The sequence below is a fragment of the Blastomonas sp. genome, assembly GCF_046294995.1.
In the GTDB taxonomy this organism is placed as follows: domain Bacteria; phylum Pseudomonadota; class Alphaproteobacteria; order Sphingomonadales; family Sphingomonadaceae; genus Blastomonas.
Genome location: NZ_JBKBOG010000013.1, coordinates 80,753 through 88,678 on the forward strand (window position 1 = coordinate 80,753; position 7,926 = coordinate 88,678).

Annotated in this window: 6 protein-coding genes and 1 pseudogene; 3 read left to right on the forward strand and 4 right to left on the reverse strand. The window is 61.9% G+C overall.

What is annotated here, in order from left to right; genetic code table 11:
* Positions 1-161: 161 nt before the first annotated feature.
* A complete protein-coding gene (locus ACK4R0_RS13475; RefSeq protein WP_409674821.1) occupies positions 162-1,106 on the forward strand; it encodes a D-2-hydroxyacid dehydrogenase in 945 nt (314 codons plus the stop codon).
* 13 nt (positions 1,107-1,119) lie between these two features.
* Here the strand turns inward: ACK4R0_RS13475 and ACK4R0_RS13480 are convergent, their stop codons facing one another.
* A complete protein-coding gene (locus tag ACK4R0_RS13480; RefSeq protein ID WP_409674824.1) occupies positions 1,120-1,887 on the reverse strand; it encodes an N-acetylmuramidase family protein in 768 nt (255 codons plus the stop codon).
* A 399-nt stretch (positions 1,888-2,286) separates the two neighbouring features.
* Between ACK4R0_RS13480 and ACK4R0_RS13485 the strand changes: the two genes are divergently transcribed.
* Together ACK4R0_RS13485 and ACK4R0_RS13490 are read left to right on the forward strand one after the other, a co-directional pair.
* On the forward strand, positions 2,287-3,933 hold the full coding sequence (locus tag ACK4R0_RS13485) for an acetolactate synthase large subunit (RefSeq protein WP_409674827.1): 1,647 nt from the start codon (positions 2,287-2,289) through the stop codon (positions 3,931-3,933).
* Positions 3,934-4,043: 110 nt separating this feature from the next.
* Positions 4,044-5,477 carry an aldehyde dehydrogenase family protein gene (locus tag ACK4R0_RS13490; protein ID WP_409674830.1) on the forward strand — a complete coding sequence of 478 codons (1,434 nt, stop codon included), beginning with the start codon at positions 4,044-4,046 and terminating at the stop codon, positions 5,475-5,477.
* Positions 5,478-5,489: 12 nt separating this feature from the next.
* Here ACK4R0_RS13490 and ACK4R0_RS13495 read toward each other — a convergent pair whose 3' ends face one another.
* The 3 genes and pseudogenes from ACK4R0_RS13495 to ACK4R0_RS13505 all read right to left on the reverse strand — a co-directional run.
* Complete coding sequence (locus tag ACK4R0_RS13495; RefSeq protein WP_409674833.1) at positions 5,490-6,140, reverse strand: hypothetical protein; 651 nt, start codon at positions 6,138-6,140, stop codon at positions 5,490-5,492.
* A gap of 150 nt (positions 6,141-6,290) precedes the next feature.
* The gene (locus tag ACK4R0_RS13500) at positions 6,291-7,457 is read right to left on the reverse strand and encodes a vanadium-dependent haloperoxidase (protein ID WP_409674842.1); all 1,167 of its coding nucleotides are present in this window, start codon (positions 7,455-7,457) and stop codon (positions 6,291-6,293) included.
* 3 nt (positions 7,458-7,460) lie between these two features.
* Positions 7,461-7,688, reverse strand: a pseudogene (locus ACK4R0_RS13505) (hypothetical protein); the annotation flags it as partial.
* Positions 7,689-7,926 lie beyond the last annotated feature (238 nt).

The window sequence follows — 7,926 nt, forward strand, 5'->3', positions numbered from 1 at the left end:
CCCACTTCGCTCGGGACAGGCGGATAGGGTTAGCGGGCAGTACAACTCCGTTCTCCGGCGAAGGCCGGAGTCCAGGCGCCAGATAACGCTGTAGCCGCCCTGGATTCCGGCTTTCGCCGGAAAACGCAAAAGGCGGCGCGGTTGATTAAACAGGAGAGAGCATGACCAAGGCTTTGATATCTGCGCTGGTGCGCCCGTTGCTCGAAAGCTCGATCCCCGATGGCGTCGATGTCGCCTGGATCATGTCCGCCGACGAGGCGGTGCGCGAGGTGGCCGATGCCGACATCGCCTGGGTCGACATGCACGACAAGCAGGCAATGCGCGACGTGGTGCTTGCCGGCACGCAGCTCAAATGGGTCTCGACGCTGTATGCCGGGCTCGACCATTTTCCCGTCGAGGAACTGACCGCGCGCGGCACCCGCGTCACCAACGGCGTGGGCATCAACACCATCGCGGTCGCCGAATATGCGGTGCTCGGCATGCTCAGCATGGCCAAGGGCTATGCCGATGTCGTGCGCGCCGCCGACCGCAGGGAATGGCTGTGGGCCTCGCCGGGCACGATCGAGCTGTATGAAACCCGCGCGCTGATCATCGGCTATGGCGCGATCGGGTCGGCCATCGGTGACCGGCTCAAGGGTTTCGGTGTCGAGGTGACCGGCGTCGCCCGTACTGCACGTCCCGATGAGGACATTCTCGGCGCGGACGACTGGCGCGGGCGGATCGGCGAATTCGACTGGGTGGTCATCGCAACGCCTGCCACCCGCGAAACCGATGCGCTGATCGGCGCGGACGAGCTGGCAGCGATGAAGCCCGAGGCGATCCTGGTCAACATCGCGCGCGGCGAGTGCGTCGATCAGGACGCATTGATCGCAGCGCTCAAGAACAAGAGCATCGCGGGCGCATTTCTCGATGTCACGACGCCCGAGCCTTTGCCCGAGGATCACGAACTGTGGTCGATGCCCAATGTGCAGATTTCGATGCACCTGTCGGGCCGCGCACAGACCCGGATGTTCCAGCGTTCAGCCACGCTGTTTGCCGACAATCTGGGCCGCTACGTGCGCGGCGAGCCGCTGATCAACGAGGTCGATCTGGCATTGGGCTACTGATCAGGCGCGCGGCTCAGCTGTATTTGGCGTGCGCGGCGGCGATCTTGGCGTGGTAGTTATTGGCGGCATAGCCCGCGCCGTTATAGCCCTTGGCAAAGGCGATGCAGGCTGAGGCCACGTTGCTGATCGCCTTGAGCGCGCTGACCAGCTTCTTGGACGCTATGAACGCCGCAAAGGCTTTCAGATGCGCAGCCTCCGATACCTTCATCGCGTCCCAGAACGCCTCGACGGTATCGAAGCCTGCCGCCTTGTGGTTGAAGCCCATGATCTGCGCGCCGCCGACCGACGCGGAGAGTAAGGCCGCTTTGCGGTCGAGCGCCATCGCCCGCCATAGCCGGATATATTCGCCCTGGCCCCCGACATACAGTTTGCGGTCCCACCGCGCGCTCGAGAGATTAGGGTGGCTCGCGCGGTATTTGCCTTCGGTGTAGCGGTCGAAGATATGCGCTTCGAACAGGATCTTGGGCAAATGCGGGCCATCGAGAAAACCGCCCGGGCCATCGAGCGCGAGAATGTCCGCGCGCACGTCCTTGAACCAGCCGCCGCCGCTTTCGACCTCCCACACCGCCTGAATCTGCGCCGTGGTGCATCCCAACGCGGCAGCGGTTTGTGCGAAGTCGGCTGCGGTCAGTGCGATCTGGACGCTTGTCGTCGTGGCGCCGCCGGGCCGGGAAATTCCCAACTGGTCGAGCAGCTTATCGACAGAATCGACTTCGATCTGGGTAAAGGAGTTGCCCGAGCGCAGCGCCTTGATCGCGGAAAAAACGGGGGTACGGTCCATCGCTAACCACCTCCAGCACTAATCGTGATGCCTGTCTGGCGAAGATAACTGTATTCGGACGGTCGCCGGGGCAAAGTTATCATCGGTTAATGTGGATCAATACTGCGCCAATTCCAACATTGACAGGCTGTTGGACAAGATCAGCAGCAGCCGACTGCCGCGAAAGCCGGACCGGTGGCGACGGCGCTGCGGATCGCGGGGTCGGTTGCGCATTTTTGGCGGGTGACTCGGCAAATGTTTGCGTTTATGCCTTGCGTCACACGGAAGATGGCCAGCGGAGGCCATGGTTCCGGAGCACCTGATCCGCCTGGGCGACCCAAGCATAACGCACCGCCCGGTCATCCTTTCGGTCGCACGATTGCATCGATCTGCCAATTTCGGTTCCCGGGGGAGTTTTCCATGACCAAAGCATCCGATCTGTTCATCCAGTGTCTGGAAGAGGAGGGCGTCGAGTACATCTTCGGCGTTCCTGGCGAGGAAAACCTCGACATGCTTGATTCGCTCAGCCGGTCGACCAAGATCAAGCTGATCCTGACGCGGCACGAGCAGGGCGCGGGCTTCATGGCAGCGACCTATGGCCGCCACACCGGCAAGACCGGGGTGTGCATGGCAACCCTGGGCCCTGGCGCGACCAACTTCGTCACCGCTGCGGCGTATGCGCAGCTGGGCGGAATGCCGATCCTGATGGTGACGGGGCAGAAGCCGATCAAGAAATCCAAGCAGGGCCGCTTCCAGATCCTCGACGTGGTCGGCATGATGAAACCGATCACCAAGTTCACCCATCAGCTCGCCAGCGCCGACAACATCCCCAGCCGCGTGCGCGAGGCGTTCCGCTTGGCCGAGGAGGAAAAGCCTGGGGCGACTCATATCGAGTTTCCGGAGGATATCGCCGAGGAAAAGACCGATTCGGTTCCCCTGAAGCCCAGCCAGACCCGGCGGCCCAACGCCGACAAGAAGTCGATCCGCGCGGCGGTCACAGCGCTTGAAAAGGCCAAGTCGCCGATCCTCGTAATCGGGGCAGGGGCCAACCGAACGATGACCAGCCGGATGCTACTGCAGTTCATCGAGAAGACCGGAATCCCGTTCCTCACCACCCAACTGGGCAAGGGCGTGATCGACGAACGCCACCCCAAGTTCGTCGGCTGTGCGGCTCTGTCGGCGGGTGACTTCGTCCATCGTGCGGTGGAAGCGGCCGATCTGATCGTCAACATCGGCCATGACGTGATCGAAAAGCCGCCGTTCTTCATGCATCCCGGCGGCACCCCGGTGATCCATATCTCGTCGAAGACCGCCGAGGTCGATCCGGTATACTTCCCCGAGATCGAGGTCATCGGCGATATCGCCAACGCGATCTGGCAGATGAAGGAGGACATCGTCCCCAATGGCGGATGGAAGTTCGACCACATGCTGGCCTTCCGCAAGGCCGAGGTCGAACATACAAAATCGCTCTCGGATGATGCGCGCTTCCCGATCTTCCCGCCCTATCTGGTGCAACAGATCCGCGATGCGATGCCCGATGACGGGATCATCTGTCTCGACAACGGCGTCTACAAGATCTGGTTCGCGCGCGGCTATGAGGCCTATCGCCCCAACACCGTGCTGCTCGACAATGCGCTGGCGACCATGGGCGCGGGGCTTCCATCGGCGATGATGTCGTCGATGGTCTATCCCGATCGCAAGGTGCTGGCGATCTGCGGCGATGGCGGCTTCATGATGAACAGCCAGGAGATGGAGACCGCGGTCCGCCTCAAGCTCAACATGACCGTGCTGATCCTCAACGACAACAGCTATGGCATGATCCGCTGGAAGCAGGCCAACATGGGCTTTGCCGATTTCGGCCTGACCTATGGCAACCCCGATTTCGTCAAATATGCCGAGGCGTACGGCGCCAACGGCTATCGCGTCGAGAGCGCCGAGCATCTGAAAGAACTGCTCGCCCATACGCGCGACACGCCAGGGGTGCATCTCATCGAATGCCCGGTTGATTATTCGGAGAACGACCAGATCTTGAACATCGACATCAAGAAGATGGCGAAAGAATTGTGACACTGCTTACCCGTTCCCCGGCGAAAGCCGGGGTCCAGGGCCAGATTGTACTGTAGCCGCTCTGGATTCCGGCTTTCGCCGGAAAACGGTCTGCGGCGTGGGAGCTTTAAATGACCACCCTCAAATCCGTCTATCCGCTCTATCTCAACAACGTCGCGCAGCAGCCGAATACCGATCTCGAAGTCACCGACAAGTTCACCGGCGAGGTCGCGTTTCGGGTTGCCCAAGCCGACGCCGCGACGATCGATGCGGCGATCGCCGGCGCGGTCGAGGCGGCAGAGCCGATGGCGCGGATGCCGAGCTATGCGCGACAGGAGGTGCTCAACCACTGCGTCACCCGGTTCAAGGAGCGCTCCGAAGAGCTGGCCTATGCGCTGTGCGTCGAGGCCGGCAAGCCGATCAAGGATTCAGAAGGCGAGGTCAGCCGGCTGATCGACACCTTCCGCATTGCAGCGGAAGAATCGGTGCGGATGACCGGCGAGGTCCAGACGATGGACATCAGCCCGCGCGCCAAGGGCTATCGCGGCATGTGGAAGCGCGTGCCGATCGGTCCGTGCTCGTTCATCTCGCCGTTCAACTTCCCGCTCAATCTTGCCGCGCACAAGATCGCGCCTGCCATCGCGGTGGGCTGCCCGTTCGTGATGAAGCCCGCCAGCCGCACGCCCTTGGGCGCGATCATCATGGGCGAGGTGTTGGCCGAGACCGACCTGCCCAAGGGCGCGTTCTCGATCCTGCCCGCCAGCCGCGATGGCGCCGACCTGTTCACCACCGATGATCGGCTCAAGCTGCTCTCGTTCACTGGCTCGCCCGATGTGGGCTGGGACCTCAAGGCGCGCTGCGGCAAGAAGAAGGTCGTGCTCGAGCTGGGCGGCAATGCCGCAGTGATCATCGATGCCGACGCCAATCTTGACGATGCGATGGAGCGCGTGATCTTCGGCGCGTTCTATCAGTCGGGGCAGAGCTGCATCGGGGTGCAGCGCATCCTGATCCACGCCGATGTCTACGATAAATTCCGTGACATGCTGGTCGCCAAGGCCAAGACGCTCGTCTCGGGTGACCCCAAGGACCGCGATACCTTCATCGGCCCGATGATCCATGAGAAAGAGGCAAGCCGTCTCGATGGCTGGGTACAGGAAGCGGTGTCGCTGGGCGGCACGCTGCTGTGCGGCGGCAAGCGCGATGGCGCGATGCTCGAGGCGACGCTGCTCGAAAACGTGCCGCACGAGGCCAAGATCGTTACCGAAGAAGCCTTCGGTCCGGTCGCGGTGCTGTCGAGCTTCACCGATTTCGGCGAGGCGATGAACGAGGTCAACAACAGCAAGTTCGGGTTGCAGGCCGGCGTGTTCACCCGCGACCTGTTCAAGATGTTCGATTGCTGGGACCATCTCGACGTCGGCGGCATCGTGATCAACGACGTGCCCAGTTTCCGCATCGACAACATGCCTTATGGCGGGGTCAAGGATTCAGGCCTTGGCCGCGAGGGCATCCGCTTTGCGATGGAAGACATGACCGAGATCCGCAATCTGCTGATCCGCGGAGGTTGATGCTGGCGCGGCTCAGCCGAAGACGCTGACGATGATACCACCGGTGATGGCAAAGCCTGCGCCGATTGCGTTCCCCGCGATCCAGCATGCGCGCAGAGTGGAAACCCCCAGCTGGTGCGCGAACCAGCGGGCCTGCAGAATGAAGTACCAGATCAGCGTGGCCACGAAGATCGCCCCGCCGCCGATCATGGCGTTATCGTTTTCGAGCGCGAACAGCGAAATGGCCAGCGCGTTGGCCAGGGCAAAGGGCGCTGCCACGAAGCACTGGCTGTAAAACGGCGGACGCAATGCGCGGCGGTCGATCTGGCGGTGGCGCTGCCGCAACAGCGCGATCGCCATCACCAGCGGATAGACGCTGTAGATGCTCGCGGTCAGCAGCAGCGAGTTCTTCCAGTCGAGCAGCAGCGCAGGTGTGGTCGCAGGATCGTCGGGACCAGAGATGCTGTCGGAGGCCCATGTCGCCAGCACGATGGTGATCAACAGGAACAACGGCGGGCTGATCGTGCTTTCATATTGGTCGGCGGGCAGATCATCGAGTTCGTCATCGGCGTACGCCATCATCTCGCCTGGGCGAAACAGCGACAGGAACATCGTGCGCGGATAGAAATAGAGCCAGCCGACAACCTCGAAGATGAAATTCTCGAACGATTTGAGAATGTTCATGAAGTCCATGCGGGTGCCCTCGGGTTATCCTTGCGGAATATCAGATTGGCACCGGCCTGCAAGCTCGCCCGTCGCGGCGGCTGGAGAATGTGATTCTGCGGGATCGCGCCCGGCTTTGCGCTGGCGCGATCCCGCAGAGGTTGTCGTCTGTCAGGTGTTGAGGACCACGCCGCCCAGTGACGGCGCCTTGTTGAAGAAGTCGTGCGCCTCGCAGCCGATGGCGAGACCCAGCGGCACCCCGCCGATGTTTTCTCCGTTGCGGCGCGGGATGCCGTCGAACCGCCAGTGTACGCCCAGATAGATCCGGCTCACCGAATTTTCCCAGACCGCCTCGGCGAAATTGTCGAAGGTCTTGTCCACCCGCGTGCGGGTCGATCCATCGGGATCGCTGGCAATGCCGTCGAGCTCGTCGGAGACGAAGCTGAACTTTTCTTTCGGGATCGGGGCGCTGTCGTGAGTCTCGATATCGAGCACGTTCTTCAGCGTGATCGGTCCTGGCGCGGTGTTGAGCGCTAGCCGCAGCGTCTGGAACAGCGCCGCGCCGAAGGTGGCATGGCCCGAGGGGTAGGCCGGAAAGTTCGGCGTGCGCGTCATCGGCCCTGCGGTGTTGGTCTGCGGCGCGCCCAGCGGTGCCCAGAACGGATCGCCGCCGCGCGTCGCATCTTCCACGCGCAGCCCGACCACCGGCCGCCAGAGGTCATAGAAATACTTCCAGTGCCATGCGTCGATCCCCGAATCCGCCATCGCCACGTTGAGCTGCGCAAACAATTCTGCGGCTTTGGGGATATTCAAGGCCAGAGGCTCGATGAACCGGCGCGCGACCTGATTGTACAGCCGCGGCGGCACGCCCAGGTTCATCGCGCCATCATAGCCCCAATAGACCCCGATGCGTTCCTGCTCGGCGGTCCGCTTGCCGCGCAGCTTGGCCCCATAATCGCGGACCTCGTCGAAATCATCCCGGTAATCGGGATTCTGGAGGTAGTCGGACAGGCCGCACCCCGGAAACGGGTCGAGCGGCTTGTTCGCTGCCCCGGTAAAGCGGGTGACATTGCCCCATGCCGGCCCCAGCCTGTTCTGCCCGGGCTGGAACGGATCGGCGCGATGCTGGCCATAGACGGGATCGGACGGCTGGTTGGAGACGATGTCGATATCCGAGCCGTCACCGGCGCGCGCGTTGAGGATCGCCTGGCCGACCTGCTGGCCGTAAGCGAACCGCGTTGCGTTCACCGCCCCGGTGGAATCGTCGATATAGATGCCGTAGCGCGGGTAAAGCGCCTTGAGCGTGACGACGGCGGCGCCAGCGATGATATCGGTCACGCTGCCACCAGGGGCAGGCCCAAGGCCATGGGCGATGGATTTCTTGCTGAGCCACGCCGCGCCCGAATTGCCGCTGCTGAAAGCAACCGCATCATGGATGGCAATATGGACGATCGCCATCGCGCGCGATGTGCGAATGGGACCGGGCTGTTGGGCGTTGTTGAAGCCACGGGTGAAGTCGCGGCGCGAACATTCAAGAAGTATGGCATTCCAATAAAATACCGGATTCATTGTCGTTTCCTTCAGGCAAGCTTCCTCGCGCCGCCAATTGCTGGCAGCGGGAAAAAGAACACAGAAAAGCGATCACCATTTGGGTGTTATATGACCGCCAATGACATTATGATGTTTTTGGGCGTGCAGGCATCGACCACGGCCTTTGTTCACGCAGACAAATGTTACTTTAAGTTAAGTTTTGGCCATAGGACGGATACGACAGTTTTAGCATTAAACTTTCGTTGAGCATGATTGC